This is a genomic window from Gottfriedia sp. NPDC058432 (assembly GCF_042721555.1).
GTDB lineage: Bacteria > Bacillota > Bacilli > Bacillales > Bacillaceae_G > Gottfriedia.
Map to the genome: position 1 here is coordinate 212,312 of NZ_JBHXLC010000001.1, position 19,307 is coordinate 231,618.

17 protein-coding genes are annotated in these 19,307 nt (G+C 33.1%); 12 read left to right on the forward strand and 5 right to left on the reverse strand.

All coding sequences use genetic code 11. The features are described from left to right. The first annotated feature begins 159 nt into the window (after positions 1 to 159). Together ACFWM3_RS01150 and ACFWM3_RS01155 are read left to right on the forward strand one after the other, a co-directional pair. Positions 160 to 846, forward strand: coding sequence for a metal-dependent hydrolase (locus tag ACFWM3_RS01150; RefSeq protein WP_056472210.1), 687 nt, complete (start codon positions 160 to 162; stop codon positions 844 to 846). A 130-nt stretch (positions 847 to 976) separates the two neighbouring features. Next, positions 977 to 2,293 (forward strand): DRTGG domain-containing protein, encoded by a 1,317-nt coding sequence (locus tag ACFWM3_RS01155; protein WP_056472212.1) that lies wholly within the window; start codon positions 977 to 979, stop codon positions 2,291 to 2,293. A 103-nt stretch (positions 2,294 to 2,396) separates the two neighbouring features. On the opposite strand, the gene ACFWM3_RS01160 is transcribed toward ACFWM3_RS01155, so the two are convergent. Then, on the reverse strand, positions 2,397 to 3,410 hold the full coding sequence (locus tag ACFWM3_RS01160; protein WP_390309768.1) for a hypothetical protein: 1,014 nt from the start codon (positions 3,408 to 3,410) through the stop codon (positions 2,397 to 2,399). A gap of 33 nt (positions 3,411 to 3,443) precedes the next feature. Next, positions 3,444 to 3,734 (reverse strand): YtpI family protein, encoded by a 291-nt coding sequence (locus ACFWM3_RS01165; RefSeq protein WP_056472217.1) that lies wholly within the window; start codon positions 3,732 to 3,734, stop codon positions 3,444 to 3,446. A 93-nt stretch (positions 3,735 to 3,827) separates the two neighbouring features. Here ACFWM3_RS01165 and ACFWM3_RS01170 point away from each other — a divergent pair, with 93 nt between their 5' ends. Then, positions 3,828 to 4,766 carry a DHH family phosphoesterase gene (locus ACFWM3_RS01170; protein ID WP_390309970.1) on the forward strand — a complete coding sequence of 313 codons (939 nt, stop codon included), beginning with the start codon at positions 3,828 to 3,830 and terminating at the stop codon, positions 4,764 to 4,766. A gap of 49 nt (positions 4,767 to 4,815) precedes the next feature. Here ACFWM3_RS01170 and ytrI read toward each other — a convergent pair whose 3' ends face one another. Together ytrI and ytrH are read right to left on the reverse strand one after the other, a co-directional pair. Next, the gene (gene ytrI, locus ACFWM3_RS01175) at positions 4,816 to 5,319 is read right to left on the reverse strand and encodes a sporulation membrane protein YtrI (protein WP_390309770.1); all 504 of its coding nucleotides are present in this window, start codon (positions 5,317 to 5,319) and stop codon (positions 4,816 to 4,818) included. Beyond that, the gene (ytrH, locus tag ACFWM3_RS01180; RefSeq protein ID WP_056472224.1) at positions 5,319 to 5,654 is read right to left on the reverse strand and encodes a sporulation membrane protein YtrH; all 336 of its coding nucleotides are present in this window, start codon (positions 5,652 to 5,654) and stop codon (positions 5,319 to 5,321) included. Before ytrH ends, ytrI begins: the two co-directional genes overlap by 1 nt. Before the next feature lie 174 nt (positions 5,655 to 5,828). On the opposite strand from ytrH, the gene dnaE reads away from it, so the two are divergent. From dnaE to ACFWM3_RS01215, 7 genes are all read left to right on the forward strand, one after another. Beyond that, complete coding sequence (gene dnaE / locus ACFWM3_RS01185; protein ID WP_390309771.1) at positions 5,829 to 9,170, forward strand: DNA polymerase III subunit alpha; 3,342 nt, start codon at positions 5,829 to 5,831, stop codon at positions 9,168 to 9,170. Positions 9,171 to 9,307: 137 nt separating this feature from the next. Next, entirely contained in the window at positions 9,308 to 10,540 is a 1,233-nt protein-coding gene (gene ystJ, locus ACFWM3_RS01190; RefSeq protein ID WP_056472228.1) for an NADP-dependent malic enzyme, read from the forward strand. A gap of 369 nt (positions 10,541 to 10,909) precedes the next feature. Beyond that, positions 10,910 to 11,710: an acetyl-CoA carboxylase, carboxyltransferase subunit beta gene (accD, locus tag ACFWM3_RS01195; protein ID WP_335410905.1), complete on the forward strand. Its 801-nt coding sequence runs from the start codon at positions 10,910 to 10,912 to the stop codon at positions 11,708 to 11,710. Then, complete coding sequence (gene accA / locus ACFWM3_RS01200) at positions 11,710 to 12,666, forward strand: acetyl-CoA carboxylase carboxyl transferase subunit alpha (protein ID WP_390309773.1); 957 nt, start codon at positions 11,710 to 11,712, stop codon at positions 12,664 to 12,666. Before accD ends, accA begins: the two co-directional genes overlap by 1 nt. Before the next feature lie 245 nt (positions 12,667 to 12,911). Further along, positions 12,912 to 13,871 carry a 6-phosphofructokinase gene (gene pfkA, locus ACFWM3_RS01205; RefSeq protein WP_390309774.1) on the forward strand — a complete coding sequence of 320 codons (960 nt, stop codon included), beginning with the start codon at positions 12,912 to 12,914 and terminating at the stop codon, positions 13,869 to 13,871. Between the two features lie 78 nt (positions 13,872 to 13,949). After that, the gene (pyk, locus tag ACFWM3_RS01210) at positions 13,950 to 15,704 is read left to right on the forward strand and encodes a pyruvate kinase (protein ID WP_056472230.1); all 1,755 of its coding nucleotides are present in this window, start codon (positions 13,950 to 13,952) and stop codon (positions 15,702 to 15,704) included. 101 nt (positions 15,705 to 15,805) lie between these two features. After that, positions 15,806 to 16,201 carry an FxsA family protein gene (locus ACFWM3_RS01215; protein WP_056472234.1) on the forward strand — a complete coding sequence of 132 codons (396 nt, stop codon included), beginning with the start codon at positions 15,806 to 15,808 and terminating at the stop codon, positions 16,199 to 16,201. A 103-nt stretch (positions 16,202 to 16,304) separates the two neighbouring features. Here the strand turns inward: ACFWM3_RS01215 and ytvI are convergent, their stop codons facing one another. Further along, complete coding sequence (ytvI, locus tag ACFWM3_RS01220; RefSeq protein ID WP_056472237.1) at positions 16,305 to 17,417, reverse strand: sporulation integral membrane protein YtvI; 1,113 nt, start codon at positions 17,415 to 17,417, stop codon at positions 16,305 to 16,307. Positions 17,418 to 17,540: 123 nt separating this feature from the next. On the opposite strand from ytvI, the gene ACFWM3_RS01225 reads away from it, so the two are divergent. Continuing rightward, entirely contained in the window at positions 17,541 to 17,999 is a 459-nt protein-coding gene (locus tag ACFWM3_RS01225) for a DUF441 domain-containing protein (RefSeq protein WP_056472239.1), read from the forward strand. Between the two features lie 175 nt (positions 18,000 to 18,174). Continuing rightward, positions 18,175 to 19,293 carry a citrate synthase gene (citZ, locus tag ACFWM3_RS01230; RefSeq protein WP_390309775.1) on the forward strand — a complete coding sequence of 373 codons (1,119 nt, stop codon included), beginning with the start codon at positions 18,175 to 18,177 and terminating at the stop codon, positions 19,291 to 19,293. Positions 19,294 to 19,307 lie beyond the last annotated feature (14 nt).

Sequence of the window (19,307 nt, forward strand, 5' to 3'; positions counted from 1 at the left end):
TGCAATAAACAAAAAAAGTCTTTACAGTTTATAACACTCTTATTTTATCATTTTTTATCGAATTTCGTAAAATAGTTAACTTATTTCTTATTTTTGTAATAGAAAATAATCTGTTAAAATGTGGTAGAGACTAATTTTATAATAAAGGAGCGACTTCATTTGAAAATTACATATTTTGGGCACAGTGTTATTTTAGTAGAACAAGGTCAAGATTCAATTATTATTGACCCATTTATTAACGGCAATCCACATACTAATGTAAAAGTAGAAAATATTAAAGTGAATTATATTTATGTAACACATGGTCATGGTGATCATTTAGGTGACACAGTTGAACTAGCAAAACGAAATGATGCAACTGTTATTGCTCCTGTGGAATTAGCAACTTGGATCTCGTGGCAAGGTGTCAAAGTTGTCCCTATGCATATCGGGGGAGAAAAAGAGTTTTCATTTGGTAAATTAAAATTAGTAGAAGCAATCCATGGTTCAAGTATTGTTGATGAAGAAAATAAACAAATAATTAATGTAGGACCACCATCAGGCGTTTTATTAAAAATAGCTGGTAAAACAATTTATCATGCTGGTGATACTGCATTATACAGAGGAATGAAAACTTTAGGTGAGTATGAGAATATCGATATAGCCTATTTACCAATTGGTAATCATTTTACAATGGGAATCGATGATGCAGTAATTGCTTCTGAATGGATTAATGCACAGCAAGTAATTCCGATGCATTATAATACATTTCCACCAATCCAAGTAGACCCAAATGAGTTCCTTGCAAAATTACCAAAGAAAAATGGTTTCATTCATGAGCCAAATACAACAATTTCACTATTGTAGTATAGGCAATCGAAAAAAATATTAGTACAGTTTTAGTAGCACGTTGAAACGTGCTTTTTTTCATGGTATGAATTGTTATATAATAGTTAATAAAAATATTAATACAACCATTGAAAGCTTGGTGAGGTAATTGACTACAAAGCACGATCAAATACTAGAACATATTGAACAACTACCGGTCGGTCATAAAATATCAGTAAGACAAATTGCAAAAGATTTAAGTGTAAGTGAAGGTACTGCATATAGAGCAATTAAAGATGCGGAAAACAAAGGTTTCGTTAGTACCATTGAGCGTGTAGGTACGATTCGAATTGAAACGAAAAGAAAAGAAAATATTGAAAAATTAACTTTTGCCGAAGTTGTTAATATTGTTGATGGACAAGTTTTAGGTGGTAAAGAAGGATTACATAAAACACTTAATAAGTTTGTTATTGGTGCAATGCAGCTTGATGCGATGATGAGATATATTAGTGCAAATAATTTATTAATCGTCGGAAACCGAGTGAAGGCGCATGAATTAGCATTAAAAGAAGGATCAGCGGTTTTAGTAACAGGTGGATTTGATACTGAAGAAAGTGTAAAACGTCTTGCGGATGAAATGAAAATGCCGATTATTTCTTCTAGTTATGATACGTTCACTGTTGCGACGTTAATTAATAGAGCAATTTATGATCAGTTAATTAAGAAAGATATAGTACTAGTTGAGGATATACTCATTCCAACTGAAAAAACAGCTACACTATCTCCATTTGATGTAGTTGAAAAGTGGTATGAACATAATAGAGACACAGGTCATGGAAGATATCCAGTAATTGATGATCGAGGTAAGCTAATTGGAATTGTAACTTCAAAGGATATCATACATGAACAACGTACTCAAAGAATTGACAAAGTTATGACTAGACAACCAATAAGTGTAAATGAAAAGATGTCGGTTGCGGCAGCTGCTAGAATGATGGTTTGGGAAGGCATAGAGTTGCTACCAGTTGTAAATACATCGAATAACTTAATCGGTATTATAAGTCGTCAAGATGTACTTGAAGCACTACAGCAATTGCAACGTCAGCCTCAAGTGGGAGAAACAATTGATGATATAGTTACGAGTCAATTCCATAATAATAAAGATCAAAAAAATGATGACTTTACAATTAGATGTAATGTAACTCCGCAAATGACGAATGTAATTGGTACTCTTTCACATGGCGTATTTACGACTATTGTAACCGAGGCAGGTAAACGAGCAGTTCGTGACATGAAAAAAGGGGACTTAATCGTAGAAAATATTACAATTTACTTCGTACAGCCAGTTCAAATTGATGATGTAATTGAAATTAAACCAAAAGTTTTAGAATTAGGTCGTAAGTTTGGAAAAGTTGATGTTGAAGTATTTCAGCAAGGAATATTAGTAGGTAAAGCATTAATGATGATGCAGTTATTAGATCGATAAGTTTGGAAGCCTTTTTAGGGCTTCCATTATTTTTTAGTCACATAAAAAAAAGCAGGAAACCATTCCCTGCCTTTGAAGTTTATGAAAAAATCATCCCGTATTTTTAATTCGAAAGTAGTTTATTAACTCGATTAACAAATTCATTATTTTCGTTTCTAGTATCAAAATCTTTTGCTAAGTCATATACAATTTTCTCTAATTTCTCTAAATCATAAATAAATTCATCTTCATTTATTTTCAATTTTTTCGCCATAAATAATGCTGCTAGCCAAAATTCGAATTTATGTGATAGATTCGAAAGATTGTCACATACATCAACATGTTTATAAAACAATTCAATTGCTCTGTCAGGATCACAAAAAGTTAAAAAGATCATTTGCTCACTTAGTTCAGGAATGTATTTTGTGCGATTATATGTTACAAAATAAGCTTTTTGTTGAATGATTAATGCTTCGTCTATTTTGCCATCTTCAAATAAAGGAAGAAGTAATTTGGAATAGGATTTGTGAATCGCTTCATCACAATCAACTGAGCTATTCATTATTTTATTTTGTAAATTTAAAGCTTCTTGAAGATGATCAGTTTTTAATAGATAAATCATTTCACCATACATTTCGCATTTTTCACAATTACTTAGATCATCCCTTGGAGATTTTTTAAATAGTTGATAGTTTTGTTTTGCGTAATCAATTTGATTTAAATATAAATTCATTATAAATAGAGCTTGAAAATAAGGTCTTAAAGAATAGTTAGCAATCACTAAACGATTCTTAAAATCTTCGAAATAATGGTGAATTTCTTCTAAAGTGAATCTGAGGGACTGAGGTATTATTTCCAACAACCATTTGTACAGCCATAGGATTTGCTCTTGCTCGATACGTTCTTCGTTTTGATCATATAAATCTACACACCACAAGAAGGTATCAATAAATAAGTCTATTTCACCAATAGAAAAAGCAGTTTCTGCTAATTCCATATTTACATAATATAGATATCCCCATTCCTCTTGATTCTCTAATTCTTCTGCAAAAGTAAGTAGTTTTTGAAGTTTATTACTAGAATGTGATAATTCTACTAGTTCATCAAATTTTGATGAAAATAGTTCTTCTGTCATCATGTAAGTTTTCTCACTTTCTAGATTACTATAAGATTAAACAGTTTGTTTATTTTCAATTGCTTTATAATGCTTATTCTGTAAGTATCCACGATATAGATTTGCCACACCAAATAGAATGAAAAGAATACCGACACAAATTGTTATTAATTCAAGCTTTGCTACCATTTGATTTATACCGTAAAGCAATAAGAATAATCCAAAAGTTAATCTTGCACGTGATCCTGCAATTTTTTTTGTTAATAGTTCGCTTGTAAAGAAAAATTTGGTAACGTAAAATAAGAAGAATAGAAAAGATATAATTACGATTGTTGCAATGCTATTCACTTAGCTTCCACCTTTCAATGACTAATACATAATTCTATTTTACAGTCATAGATACTATATTTCAAAAGTTTTCATATAAAGGAGAGTTTAATGTTGAAAGAACAAATTTTAAAAGATATACATTCATTTGATACGATCATAATACATCGTCATGTTCGACCAGATCCAGATGCAATCGGTTCTCAGTGCGGTTTAGCAGAGATGATTAAAGCAAGTTATCCTGCAAAAAAAGTATATGTTGTAGGACATTTGCCACAATCTCTAGAGTATTTATATAAAATGGATGAAATTGAAGATGAAGTATATAAGGATGCACTTGTCATTGTTTGTGACACTGCGAATACAGAACGAGTAGATGACGCTAGATATTCAACTGGAAAGAAACTGATTAAAATTGATCATCATCCGAACGTTGATCCATACGGTGACATTATGCATGTTGATACTACTGCCAGTTCAACAAGTGAGTTAATTTTTGAACTTGCAGAAAGTAGCAATGAACAATTAGTCGTAACTGACAAAGCTGCAAGACTAATTTATGCAGGTATTATTGGAGATACAGGAAGATTCCTATTTCCAAGTACAACAGAAAGAACTTTTCATGCAGCTAGTAATTTGATAAAAAAGGATTTTTCTATTAATGAAATATATGACAATATGTACGAAACATCAATTGAGATGGCACATTTAAATGGATATGTTCTTCAAAATTTTAAACTAACAGAAGAGGGAGTCGGTCATATAAACATGACAAAGGCTCTAATGGATGAATACAATGTAAACTCTGAGCAAGCTTCATTAGCTGTAAGTTCACTTGGGCATATAAAAGGGGTAAAAGCTTGGGTTGTCTTTTTAGAAGAAGAGGATTTAATTCGAGTTCGTCTTCGTTCAAAAGGACCAGTTATAAACGGAGTAGCTGCTATGTTTAACGGTGGTGGGCATCCGCTTGCATCTGGAGCGAAAATCTTCTCATGGGAAGATGCAGAAAAAGTAGTGGAAGAATTAAAAAAGGTTTGTAGGGAAGAAAAATAAAGCTTAAAAAATAAATTTGAGAGGCTAATTGTAAGTTCTAGCCTCTCATTTATTTTGTGCTTTTTATTTTTAGGGTAATTTCTAATACGGTATCAAAATAGATTGTATCTATTTCTAGTTTAAATCGCCGATCATCTTTAATATAAACTTTGTTTTCAATTGCACGTCTTAATAACTCTCGATTTTGGGAAACACTTTTTATATCTTGAGTAAGTAAATTACTTAGATCATCCTCTACATCATTAACAAGTTGAAGTTTAGTAAATTCATTTAAATTGTATTGTTTGTAATTTAATATTGTCACTTTGATTTCTTGGACTGTTAATTTTCGTTTGTTTTCTTTGTTCATTCGCTCCATATTTTCAAAAAATATATTTTTATCTCTTAAATACTCTTTATTGAGCATTTTTAATTCAGATATTTGTTTTACTTGTTCTTCTTCTGTCACTCCATAAAAATAAATAAAAACAAGCCAACTAATGATAAATCCAAAAAAAATGCCTACAAAAAATTTAGCCCAACCGTGGGAAAGTTGTTCTGGTGGAGCTTTCATTAAACATGTTCTCCTGTAAACCATTGAATAATGATTGTACCTGTATGTGTTCCTCCCATGGCGGCTATAATCATGAAAATTTGCTTAATGAATTCGATTGTTTCTCCTTCAAATAATCCTTTTTCAAAACTATAAAATGTATCAAATGTTCCGCCAATCGCCCCAACAATTGCCCAAATTCTTAATTTCATTGATAAATCATACATGCTGCTTAGTGGTGGTTGCCCAATTACGTAGTAACCGATTGAACCGATGATTGATCCGCCTATTATGATTCCTAGTGAAATAAAATACATTGAAATTAATGCTGGTATAAATGGCAACTTAAGCTCCAATTGTCCTCACTCCCTCAATTAATATATATGGACAAAGTGTTATGTGTATGATGAGTATTAAAGTAAGCCTCAAAATAAATGATTTGTTTTATTTTCTCCGAACAAAAATAGAATGTAAGTTCGTGTTTTGTGATAGAATAGATTATATTGAAAAGATGGTAAGGAGGAATGTAGATGAGTTTTGTTCATTTGCAAGTTCAAAGTTCTTATAGTTTATTGCAAAGCGCATGTAAAATAGATGAATTAATTAATGCTGCTGTTAGAGAAGGACATCCTGCGCTTGCTATTGCAGATGAAAATGTCATGTACGGGGTAATTCCTTTTTATCATGCGTGTAAAAAAGCAGGGATTAAGCCAATTATTGGGGTGAAACTCTCAATTTTAATGGATGAACAGCAGTCTTATCCGATGATTTTACTAGCAAAAGATTTGACTGGTTATCAAAACCTTTTAAAACTTACGAGTATTATAGGGACTAAATCACCAGAAGGTATTCCTAAAAAGTGGTTATCGGCATATAGCAGCGGCGTGATTGCAATTACGCCGGGAATCGAAGGAGAAATTGAAAACTTACTTTTAAATGGAGAAATCGAAAGAGCTATTGTTCATTTAAAAGAGTATCAATCGATTTTCGATCACTTTTTTGTCAGTATTCAAGATCACAGTTTACCTGAAGATCGTTCGCTATATCCATTAATTAAACAAGTACAAAAAGAAACAAACATCGGTCTAGTTGTAACAAATGACATTCGATATATTGAAAAAGAGGATGCACTTATTCAAGATGCATTATTTTCAGTTAAAAATGGTACTAAGTTATCGGACGAATCAAGACCAAGATTACATTCGAATGAATATTATTATAAATCAAAGGCCGAGTTAGTAAAGCTGTTTTCTGATGAAGAAGAAGCATTTCAAAACACGATACATATTTCAGATCTATGTAATGTAACGATTCCATTTCATCAGCCGTTATTGCCTAAGTATCCAGTACCAGATGAGTATTCAACGTTGGAATATTTAAAAATGGTTTGCGAAAATGGGATAGTTGAGCGGTACGGGGAAATAAATGATGAACTTAAACAAAGATTAGAATTTGAGTTAAATACAATCAATAAGATGGGATTTAACGATTATTTCCTTATAGTTTGGGACTTCATTAAATATGCACATGAACAAGGAATATTTGTTGGCCCAGGACGTGGGTCCGCTGCGGGATCTTTAGTGGCTTATGTATTAAAAATTACGAATGTAGACCCATTACATTATAATTTACTATTTGAACGATTTTTAAATGAAGAAAGAATTACAATGCCAGATATTGATATCGACTTTCCAGATCATCGAAGAGATGAAATGATAGATTATGTAGCTTCAAAATATGGTGATGTGCATGTTGCACAAATTATTACATTTGGAACATTAGGAGCAAAAGCGGCCATTCGAGATATTGCCAGGGTAATGGGGCTTACTCCAACAGAAATAGATCGGTATTCGAAGCTAATTCCATCATCATCACTAGGATTAAAAGATGTCTATGAGCAATCAAAAGCATTTAAAAGTCATGTTGAACATTCTGGTATTCATAAAAGGATATTTGAGGTAGCTTGCCAAGTTGAAGGATTACCTCGTCATACAAGCATCCATGCAGCAGGTGTTATTATTTCTGAACTTCCGTTAACAAATGTTGTCCCGTTACAAGAGGGGAATCATGGAGTGTTTTTAACACAATATCCCGCAGAAATACTTGAAGAGCTTGGATTAGTAAAGATGGACTTCCTTGGCCTACGTAACTTAAGTTTATTGGAAGAAGTCTGTCGATTAATTTATGAAGCAAAAGGCGAAGTAATTAATTTGGAAGAAATTCCATTACAAGATCTAAAAACATTTGAAATTCTTAGTAAAGGAGATACTTCAGGTGTATTTCAGCTAGAATCTTCAGGGATGAGAAGAGTGTTACAGCAATTACAGCCTAATCAGTTTGAAGATATAGTGGCTGTAAACGCGTTATATCGTCCGGGTCCGATGGAGCAAATCCCTAGATTTATTCAATATAAGCATGGGTTGGAGCAGGTAACTTATCCTCATCCTGTTTTAGAAAAAATATTAAAACCAACCTATGGTGTAATTATCTATCAAGAGCAAATCATGCAAATTGCTTCAACTCTTTCAGGGTTTACTTTAAGTGAAGCAGATTTACTTCGAAGAGCTGTAAGTAAAAAGAAGAAGGAAGTTTTAGACAAAGAAAGAATTCATTTTGTAGAAGGTGCAATAGCTAAAGGTTATGATGAGCAAGTTGCAAATGAAGTATACGATTTAATTGTCCAATTTGCTAACTATGGATTTAATAGGAGTCATGCTGTTGCGTATAGTATGATTGCGTATCAACTAGCATATTTAAAGGCAAATTTTCCTCTTGAATTTTATGCAGCACTTTTATCGAGTTTTATAGGAAGTGAAGAGAAAGTATCGAATTATATTGGTGAAGCAAAACTGAAAGGAATCCCAATCTATCCACCTTCAATAAATAAAAGTCAATATGCATTTGTAGTTGAAGGAAATGGAATTCGATATAGTTTATTAGCTATTAAAAATATAGGAATAGCAACTGTAAGAGAAATTCTACAAAAGCGACCATATAAAGACTTTTTTGAAGTATGTATTAAAATTTCACCAAAAGCATTAAACCGTAAAAGTATAGAAAACTTAATTTTTTCAGGGTGTTTTGATGAGTTTGAGCTCGACCGAGCAACACTATTAGCAAATATTGATATGATTTTTGATTATGTGGATATAGTAAGACCTGAAAATGAAGATCAATATGATTTATTTCTTGATGAAGATTTTGTGCCTAAACCAGAAATTATTAAAGTGGAGCCAATGAAAGTTTCAATTAAGCTTGAACTCGAAAAACAGGCTTTAGGTACTTACTTATCAGGTCATCCAATTAGTCAATACGAGAAGTTGGTTAATGAAAGTGATGCTGAGAATATTTCATCAAGTATGATGAAGAAAGATACAGAGCATCTACTGTTTGTCTATATTAAGGATTTAAGAGTTACAAAAACAAAAAAACAACAGCATATGGCTTTTTTACAAGTTGAAGATTTAAGTACTTCGATTGATGCTGTCGTATTTCCAACTACTTTTGAAAAATACCGTCATAAATTAAAAGAAAAAGAAGTAGTCGTAGTTAAAGCAAAAGTTGATGAACGGGATGAAAGAAAACAATTAATTATAAATGAAGTTCTTACAATCGAAGAAATGGAAGAACTAAACGATCAAAAGAAGTATACTTTATTTATTAAAATTACGGGACATACTAATAAAAATATTTCATATACAATACAGCAAACAATCTCTAAGTTTAAAGGGCATACGAAAGTTGTGCTTTACTATGAGGAAGATAAAAAAGCTGTTCAATTATCTGAACACTATTATGTAAATCCATCTGTGAATTGTCTTTCGATGTTAAGGAATATTGTAGGGGATGCAAATGTTGTATTAAAGAAATAGACATTCTTCTCTAAACTATTTATTATTAACATACATGTGATATCATACAAAAAGAAAATTGTACCTTTTAAAGAGAAAATCACAAAGAAATATACAGTTGAAAAGTCAACTCGTCAACATTAGGGAGAGTGAATAGTTTGTCATTATTAAGTGAAGAAGCATTACATATGCATAGAGTACATCAAGGTAAATTAGAAACAGTTTCTAAGGTGCCAGTTACAAATGCTAAAGAACTAAGTTTAGCGTACTCACCAGGTGTTGCCGAGCCGTGTAAAGAAATTTACGAAGAAAAAAGCAGAGTTTATGAATACACAATGAAAGGTAATATGGTTGGTGTAGTTTCTGATGGTTCTGCCGTTCTTGGACTAGGTAATATAGGACCAGAGGCTGCATTACCTGTAATGGAAGGTAAAGCTGCGTTGTTTAAAAGCTTTGCTGGTGTTGATGCATTTCCTATCTGCTTAAATACACAAGATGTAGAGCAAATCATTCAAACAGTAAAATTGTTAGAACCTACATTTGGTGGAATAAATTTAGAGGATATTGCAGCTCCAAACTGCTTTATAATAGAAGAGCGCTTAAAGCGTGAAACGAATATTCCAATATTCCATGATGATCAACATGGAACGGCTATCGTTACACTTGCAGGTTTAGTTAATGCTTTAAAAATAGTGAATAAAAATATGGCTGATATTAAAGTAGTCCTAAATGGTGCAGGGGCTGCAGGTATTGCTATATTAAAATTATTATATCGTTTTGGTGTTCGTCAAATTATTATGTGCGATACAAAAGGCGCGATTTACGAAGGTCGTCCAAATGGTATGAATAGCGTAAAAAATGAAGTTGCAAAATACACGAATAAAGATAAAATACAAGGTAGCCTTAAAGAAGTACTTGAAGGAGCAGACGTATTTATTGGGGTTTCTGTAAAAGGAGCAGTTACACAAGAAATGGTTCGTTCAATGAACGAAAATCCTATTATTTTTGCAATGGCTAATCCTGATCCGGAAATTATGCCTGAAGATGCAAAAGAAGCTGGAGCTTTAGTAATTGGTACTGGTCGAAGTGATTATCCTAACCAAGTAAATAACGTTCTTGCATTCCCAGGAATTTTCCGTGGAGCATTAGATGTTCGGGCTACACATATTAATGAAGAGATGAAAATTGCTGCAGTAAATGCAATTGCAAGCTTAGTAAGTGAAGCGGATTTATCGCCAGATTTTATTATTCCAGCACCATTTGATCCTCGAGTAGCTCCAAAAGTAGCTGCTAGTGTGGCAAAAGCTGCAATGGAAACAGGGGTTGCTAGACTGAATGTTGACCCGAAAGAAATCGAAGAAAAAACAAAAAAACTAGCTTTAATTAAATAGTTTTATTACCAGATATCAATATTAATGGGGATAGTATTACAATACTAAAATTAAGTAATGTAGTACTATCCTTTTTTATCTGATATAATACTTAGATGTGGTAAAAAGCGCAGAGATTGTTGGGAATTAAAGGAATTTCATAAAAAATGTATAAATTAATTTTTTAAGATTTTCTACAAATTTCATGTTGTTTAAATCGTTGAAATGACGAAATTTAGCTGAATTTTATCGACAAATGTTAACAAAAAGTGTATAACATTTATAGTATCCTATTAGTATTTAGTACTAAAAAAGTTAGGAGGAATTAGGTTGCAAATAAAAGACTTATTTTCCAAAAAGAAAAAATATGCATCTATACCTTCAGAAGTAATGAGACAAGATTTACCTGACGGTGTTATGACAAAATGTCCTAAATGTAAAAAAATTAGTATTACAAAAGAATTAATAAAAAACCTAAAAGTTTGTAATAGTTGTGGATATCACCATCAAATGACAGCATTCGAAAGAATCGAAAGTTTAATTGATGAAGATACTTTTGAAGAGTTTGATCAAAATATGATTTCTGCAAATCCTTTACACTTCCCTGATTACATAGAGAAGCTTGAAGGTGATCGTAAAAAAACAGAGCTTAACGAGGCTATTGTAACAGGAAAAGGAAAAATCGACGGAATTCCTGTTGTAATTGCAGTTATGGATGCAAGATTCCGAATGGGAAGCATGGGATCTGTTGTCGGAGAGAAAATAACTCGTGCAGTTGAGCGAGCTTCATCTGACGGATCACCATTTATTATTTTTACTGCATCTGGCGGAGCTCGTATGCAGGAAGGTATTTTAAGTTTAATGCAAATGGCAAAAACTAGCGCTGCGCTTAAAAAGCATAGTGAACTAGGTTATTTAGCCATTTCAATTATGACAAATCCAACTACAGGTGGAGTATCTGCTAGTTTTGCGTCTTTAGGCGATTTTAACTTTGCTGAGCCTGGTGCTTTAATCGGTTTTGCAGGTAGACGTATTATCGAGCAAACGATCCGTGAAGAATTACCTGAAGACTTCCAAACTGCTGAATTCCTAATGAATCATGGTCAGCTTGATGCAGTCATTTCACGATTAGAATTACGTTCAAAATTATTTACAATCCTTAACTTACATCAAGGGGGTGTCTTGCAATAGTGGTTATGTTAGAATTCGAAAAACCGATTCATGAACTAAAGACGAAAATAGACGAACTAAAGGTTTATACAAGTCAACATGATGTTGATTTTTCTGAAGAAATCAGACGTTTAGAGGAACGTTTAAAAACCTTAGAAAATGAAATATACGGTAACATGGGAGTTTGGGATCGTGTACAAGTTGCTAGACATCCAGAACGACCAACTACTTTGGATTATGTTAATAGATTATTTACAGATTTCTTTGAATGTCATGGTGATCGATTATTCGGAGACGATGCTGCAATCGTATCAGGTATCGCATCTTATCGTGGATTGCCGGTTACTGTCGTTGGACATCAACGTGGTAAAGATACAAAAGAAAATATTAGACGTAATTTCGGTATGCCACATCCTGAAGGGTACCGAAAAGCACTTCGTTTAATGAAGCAAGCAGAGAAATTTAACAGACCGGTTATTGCGTTTATCGATACAAAAGGTGCATATCCTGGTAAGGCAGCTGAAGAGCGTGGACAAAGTGAAGCAATTGCCCGTAATATTTTTGAAATGGCAGGCTTAAAAGTACCTACTATTTGTATTGTAATTGGCGAAGGTGGTAGTGGTGGAGCGTTAGCATTAGGAATTGGTAATAAGTTACTAATGTTAGAAAACTCAACTTACTCTGTTATTTCACCAGAAGGTGCAGCAGCATTATTATGGAAAGATTCCTCACAAGCACGTAGAGCAGCTGAAACAATGAAAATAACAGCTCCTGACCTTTTAGAATTAGGTGTAGTTGACCAAATTATACCTGAAGTAAAAGGTGGAGCACAAAATGATGTTGAACAACAGGCTAAATATATCGATAAGTACTTATACGAAACATTAAAGTCACTGTTATCTATGGATAGTGATGAGCTAGTTCAACAGCGATATGAAAAACACGCAAAGTTAGGAAAAATTTCTTTTAACCAATAATATTTAGTTTAACTTCTAGAGTGTGTGAAACAATATGTTAGCATGCTCTTTTTGTATTTTTTTTTAAAAATTAGTGAAAAATAGCAATATGCATAAAGATGTCGTCATACTTTTTAAAAGTGCTTCATTCATTAAAAAAAGTTTATGAAAAAGTTCACATAATTTCTATTGTTTAAATAGGCATTACATGGTACTTTATAAAAATGAATAAATGCATAAGGTAAAATCATTGAGGTGAATACATAATGAAAAGAATTGGCGTATTAACTAGTGGAGGAGATTCTCCAGGAATGAACGCAGCTGTACGTGCAGTTGTAAGAAAAGCGATTTTCCATGGCCTAGAAGTTTATGGTGTATACCAAGGTTATTCTGGTCTTATCAATGGAAATATTGAGAAGCTAGAGTTAGGTTCTGTTGGTGATATTATTCATCGTGGTGGAACAAAACTACTTAGTGCACGTTGTCCGGAATTTAAAACATTAGAAGGACAAATGAAAGGGATCGAACAACTTAAAAAGTTTGGAATTGAAGGATTAGTTGTTATTGGTGGAGATGGATCATATCAGGGGGCAAAGAAGCTGACTGAACATGGTTATCCTTGCGTTGGTGTTCCAGGTACAATTGATAATGATATTCCAGGTACAGATTTTACAATTGGATTCGATACAGCATTAAATACTGTTATTGATGCGATTGATAAAATTCGTGATACAGCGACATCACATGAGCGTACATATGTAATTGAAGTTATGGGTCGTAATGCAGGTGATATTGCATTATGGGCAGGGTTAGCTGATGGAGCAGAAACGATTTTAATACCTGAATGTGACTATGATATGGATGATATTATTAGTAAATTAAACCGTGGTAGTGAGCGTGGTAAAAAACATAGTATCATTGTTGTTGCAGAAGGCGTCGGAAGTGCAATTGAGATTGGTAAAGTAATTCAAGATCGAACTCATTTTGACACGCGTGTAACAGTTTTAGGACATGTTCAACGTGGTGGTTCACCAAGTGCTGCTGATCGAGTTTTAGCAAGTCGTCTAGGAGCGAGAGCGGTTGAACTTCTTATGGGGGGCAAAGGCGGACGTTGTGTTGGAATCCAAAATAATAAGTTAGTTGATCATGATATTATCGAAGCACTATCTCAAAAGCATGAACTTGATCGAGATATGTATCAATTATCTCAAGAACTTTCAATTTAATTAGGTAGATTTAATTGAGCAATCGATTTCATAAATTTCGAATAGTTTAGAGTTTTATATAAATTTGGAGGGTAAAAAATGCGTAAAACAAAAATAGTTTGTACGATTGGTCCTGCTAGTGAATCGGTAGAAAAATTAGTAGAGTTAATTAATGCAGGAATGAACGTAGCACGATTAAACTTCTCACATGGTTCTCATGAAGAGCATGCTGCAAGAATTACAAGTATCCGCGAGGCTTCAAAAAAAACTGGTAGAACTGTAGCGATTCTTTTAGATACAAAAGGTCCTGAAATTCGTACTTTAGATTTTGAAGGCGGCCAAGCAGAATTAACAACTGGAAATGAAGTGATTATTACTACTGAACCAGTAGTAGGTACAGCAGAGAAATTTGCAGTATCTTACGAAGGATTAATTGACGACGTACATGTTGGTTCTAAAATTCTTATCGATGATGGATTAATCGGATTAGAAGTAATCGGTATTGAAGGAAAAGATATTCGTACGAAAGTGTTAAACAGCGGTTTAGTAAAAAATAAAAAAGGTGTAAACGTACCAAATGTACGTGTAAATTTACCTGGTATTACAGAAAAAGATATAAGTGATATCGAATTTGGTATTGAGCAAAATGTGGATTTTATTGCTGCGTCTTTCGTTCGTAAAGCTTCTGACGTATTAGAAATTCGTGAACTTTTAGGTAAACATGGCGCTGAATATATTCAAATTATACCGAAAATCGAAAACCAAGAAGGAATCGATAATATCGATGAAATTCTTGAGGTTTCAGATGGTTTAATGGTTGCACGTGGTGATATGGGCGTAGAAATTCCACCAGAAGAAGTACCAATTGTTCAAAAACTATTAATTAAAAAATGTAATAATTTAGGTAAGCCTGTAATTACAGCTACTCAAATGTTAGATTCAATGCAACGTAATCCTCGTCCTACACGAGCAGAGGCAAGTGACGTTGCAAATGCCATTCTTGATGGAACTGATGCAATTATGTTATCAGGTGAAACTGCTGCAGGTACATACCCAGTCGAGTCTGTTTCAATGATGAACTCCATTGCGCTTCGCATTGAAAAAAGCTTACAATACGAAGAATTATTTAAAAAGCGTCAAAGAGAAAATAAAGGTACAATTACAGATGCAATTGGTCAATCGGTTGCAGCAACAGCTTTAAACTTAAAAGTAGCTGCGATTATTGCTCCTACTGAGAGTGGACATACTGCGAAAATGATTTCAAAATATCGTCCAAAAGCACCAATTTTAGCTATTACATCTGATATTCGTATTTGTCGTCGTCTAACTTTAGTTTGGGGAGTTCAAACTGAATATAGAGAAAGAGCAAACTCAACTGATGAAATGTTACAACATGCTATGGAAGCGGCTCAAGACGCTAAATTTGTTTCAAATGGTGATACTGTCATCATTACTGCTGGATTACCAGTTGGCGAAACAGGTATGACAAATATGATGAAAATTCATGTAGTAGGTGACGTGATCGCTCAAGGTCAAGGTATTGGTCGCAAAACTGCTGCAGGAAAAGTTGTCATCGCAAAAACAGGTGAAGAAGCTGTTTCGAAAGTTACTCCAGGAAGTATTTTAGTAACAAATAGTACAGATAGAGACATGATGCCAGCAATTGAAAGAGCAGCAGCTATTATTACTGAAGAAGGCGGATTAACTAGCCATGCTGCAGTAGTAGGTGTTAGCTTAGGGATTCCAGTAATTGTTGGAGTTGAAAATGCAACAAACATTTTAGTAAACGGTCAAGCTGTTACAGTAGATGCTTCAAGAGGAATAGTTAGTACGGGACATAAAAGCATATTTTAAGATATAATAAAGAGAAGGACAAAGTTTCCTTCTCTTTATTTTTTGACATGAATAAGATGAATAAAAGATATTTTTAATTCTAAGCAAGAGGTGAAGCTATCATGAAAAAACTTGTTGGTTGGCTATTGTTAATCCCATTAATTGATTTAATCTGTTTAACATTACTTGGTAAAGTAATTGGTTCCTTATCAGTATTTCTTTGGCTAATCGGTACGTTTTTGATTGGTATATATATCATGAGAACCGTTTGGGTTACAGTTAAACAACAAGCCGGAGAACAGCTTCAGGCAGGCAAAATGCCAGATTTAATCATGATAGAGGGACTATCATTCTTTCTAATTGGCCTCCTATTTTTTATTCCGGGACCAGTTACCGACTTATTAGCAATCGTGTTGCTAATTAAACCAATTAGAATCAAGTTTGTTCAACAACTTATTTATTTTGTCATGAAAAGGCTAAAAGGTAATGTTGTTTGGACTGGATTTATAAAGAAATAAACACTAGAAATGCAAAAGGTGTTTTAATAAGATACAAAAAACGAGAAAGCAGTGTTAGCTTTCTCGTTTTTATTTGTAAAGAAATAAAAATTTGCTATTCAGTTCACTGTGAACCTCTAATATAATACCAAATTTCATGGAAGACTCTTGCTCGATACAAGGTTGATAAAATTACTAAAGTTACTGGACCGGCAATCAATCCTAGTAGACCAAAAAATTTAAAACCAACAAATAACGAGATTAAAGTAGGAAGTGGTTGTAATCCAATATTTGAAGATAGAACTTTTGGCTCTGCAAGTTGACGTTGGACAATTACAACACCATATAAAATTGCGAGACCAATCGTTAATTTATAATCGCTAGACAGAAATGTATATAAGATCCATGGAACGAAAATTAAGCCAGTTCCTAAGTAAGGAAGTAAGTCGATGAAGCCGATTAGAATAGCTATAGTGATTGCAAAAGGAATTCTTAATATTAATAATCCGATTAAGACTAGCACAGTCGTCATAGAAATAAGAGTGATATGTGCTTTAATAAAACCAAATAAAGCTTTTCGTAAATCAATAAAAATTGTTTTGCTGTAATGTTGAATTCGATCTGGAGTATATTTTGCGAATAAATTTTTTATTTTGTACCAATCTTTACTAATAAAGAATGTTGCTAATAAAGAAACGAATATTAAGGTAGCAGTATTTGGTAATAAAGCGATTACTAATTTAATCCCTACAATAATTCCGTTTAATGCTTCTTTTCCTAGATTAATTGCAGAATCGCCAATCGATTGTATATTTGTGCGAATCGTTTGTTGTTGCCCTGCACCGAGTTGACTATATTTACTCATAATTAAGTCATATATAGGAATCACTTTATCGGTAACAATATTTTCAACGAAATAAATTAATCGTTCAAAGCTTTCTGGAACAACTTGAATTAAATAGGTTGAACCTGAAATGATTTCCGTAATCAGTAATGTAAATAATCCTGCTAGAACAGCTAATAGTAAAATAATTGATAAAAATGCCGCTATTCCTCTTGGTATCCTGGCTTTTTCGTTTAACAAATTTACTAGTGGATTTAAAAAGTATGCAATGATTAAAGCAATGATGAAAGGGTATGTAAGTTTTGTGATGAATAGTGCCACGTAAAGACCTAAAATAATACATGCAATTACAAATAAAAACCGGATGATCTGAAAAACTAAAGTTCTATTCAAACTTTTACCTCCTTCCAAAGTGAAATGAGTCCTCTTGTCTTATTTTATCAAGAATTATTTTTTTATAATAGTAAAGTTTGGTAGTATTTATTAATAAATTATACATTAAGGGGATACTAACAAATGAGTGAATCGACAATATTTCTCTTAGTTTTATTATTAATTGGTGCAATTGCTAAAAATAACTCTTTAATTATTTCAATTATAGTATTGTTGGTACTAAAATATACTCCTCTAGGAGATCGAGTATTTCCTTATATGCAATCAAAAGGTATTAATTTAGGGGTAACGGTTATTACGATTGCTGTATTAGTACCAATCGCGACAGGGGAAATCGGTTTTAAAAATTTGATTGATGCATTAAAAACCCCTGTTGCCTGGATCGCACTACTCTCAGGTATCGCAGTGGCACTTTTGGCAAAAGGTGGAGTACAATTATTAGCTACTAGTCCACAAATAACAGCGGCATTAGTACTAGGTACAGTACTTTCTGTAGCAGTATTTAAAGGGGTTGCAGTAGGGCCTTTAATTGGGGCTGGAATCGCATATCTATTCATTTGGATTGTAGAATTAATTAAGTAATTGCATAATAATTATATTTTAGTAAATTGTTTTCATTCACAAAAGTCAGATTATTGTTTATAATAAATGATAGTAGGGTTCCTTTCTATGTATACTCGGTAATTTAAAAGAGTTATACCAGTATATGTATGTATTAAATACTAGGGAAATTTTTGTGTAAAGGAGAGAGGGGAATATGACAGTTAAAAGTGGTTTAGAGGGTGTTGTAGCAGCTACGACTTCTATAAGTTCTATTATTGATGATACATTAACGTATGTGGGTATCGGAATTGATGAATTAGCAGAATATGCAAGTTTTGAAGAAGTAGTATATTTATTATGGCATCGCAAGTTACCAAATAAGGATCAACTTAAAAAACTTTCTTCTCAATTAGCTGATAATGCTGAATTACCAGAAGAAGTTATTACTTACTTAAAATCAACTAACTTAAAAAATGTACATCCTATGACTGTATTACGTACAGTTATTTCAATGCTTGCATTGTATGATAAAAATGCTGAAGCAATGGACTCAGATTCAAATTATCTTAAAGCAATCCAACTTCAAGCTAAAATTTCAACATTTGTGGCAGCGTTTTCTCGAATTCGTCAGGGGCTTGAACCTGTTGCTCCTAATAAAGATTTATCATTCTCAGCTAACTTCTTATATATGCTAACTGGCGATAAACCTAATGCAATAGCAGAAGAAGCAATTAATAAGGCTTTAGTACTACATGCTGACCATGAATTAAATGCTTCGACATTTACTGCACGCGTTTGCGTAGCGACATTATCTGATATTTATTCAGGTATTACAGCTGCAATTGGGGCTTTAAAAGGTCCGTTACACGGCGGCGCAAATGAAAGCGTTATGAAAATGTTAGCTGAAATCGGTGAGATTGAAAATGTTGAATCTTACATTCAAGAGAAAATGGATGCTAAAGCTAAAATTATGGGATTCGGACATCGCGTATACCGTGGTGGGGACCCACGTGCGAAACATTTAAAAGAAATGTCTCGTCAATTAGGTGCGATTACTGGAGAGTCAAAATGGTACACAATGTCTGAAAAAATTGAAGAACTTGTTACAACTCAAAAGAATATTCCACCAAATGTTGATTTCTACTCTGCATCTGTTTATCACAGCTTAGGAATTGAACATGATTTATTTACTCCAATCTTTGCTATTAGCCGTATGTCTGGTTGGACTGCTCACATATTAGAACAATATGAAAATAATCGTATTATTCGTCCGCGTGCAGATTATACAGGACCAGAGAAAAACTCTTACATTCCAATTGAAGAGCGTGCATAAAGAAGTAATTGAAT